This is a genomic window from Seonamhaeicola marinus, assembly GCF_008085455.1.
Map to the genome: position 1 here is coordinate 1 of NZ_VSDQ01000138.1, position 732 is coordinate 732.

The 732-nt window shown below is 32.9% G+C and carries 1 protein-coding gene; it reads right to left on the reverse strand.

Annotated elements, in window-relative coordinates:
- Window positions 1-22: 22 nt before the first annotated feature.
- Window positions 23-732, reverse strand: a 710-nt coding sequence (trpA, locus tag FUA24_RS01130) for a tryptophan synthase subunit alpha (RefSeq protein ID WP_148539684.1), incomplete at its 5' end; no start/stop codon positions are given.

Below are 732 nucleotides of genomic sequence, written 5' to 3' on the forward strand. Positions count from 1 at the left end.
TTTTAGCCATTATTTTTGTGTTTTATTTTAAAATTGAATTTACAAACGCATCAATATTTTGTGCGTTGTTAGCGGTAATATGTTTCACAAAAGCACTACCAATTATGGCGCCCTTAGCATATTTTGTTGCGGCTTTAAAAGTGCTATTATTACTTATACCAAAACCTACAATTTGCGGATTTTTTAAATTTAAGCTATTAATACGCTCAAAATACGCTGCTTGCTCATTACCAAAGCCAGATTTTGCACCAGTTGTACTAGCACTACTTACCATGTAAATAAAACCGTTAGATACAGAGTCTATGAAACGAATACGTTCATCACTAGTTTGTGGTGTTATTAAAAATACGTTTATTAAGCCATATTTTTCAAATGTTGCTTGGTATTCTTCATGGTAAACATCAACTGGTAAATCGGGTATTATTAAACCATCAATACCAATTTCTTTACATTTTTTACAAAACGCTTCAACACCGTATTGTAGCATAGGGTTAAAGTATCCCATAATTATTAATGGAATATTTACCGTTTTACGAATGTCTTTTAACTGGTTGAAAAGCACTTCAGTTGTCATACCATTTTTTAAGGCTTGCGTTGAGCTATCTTGAATGGTTGGCCCATCGGCTAATGGGTCACTAAAAGGTAGGCCAATTTCAATCATATCAACACCATTTTTTTCAAGGTCTTGAATTATAGAAACGGTATCATTTAAGCTTGGATAACCTGCTGTAA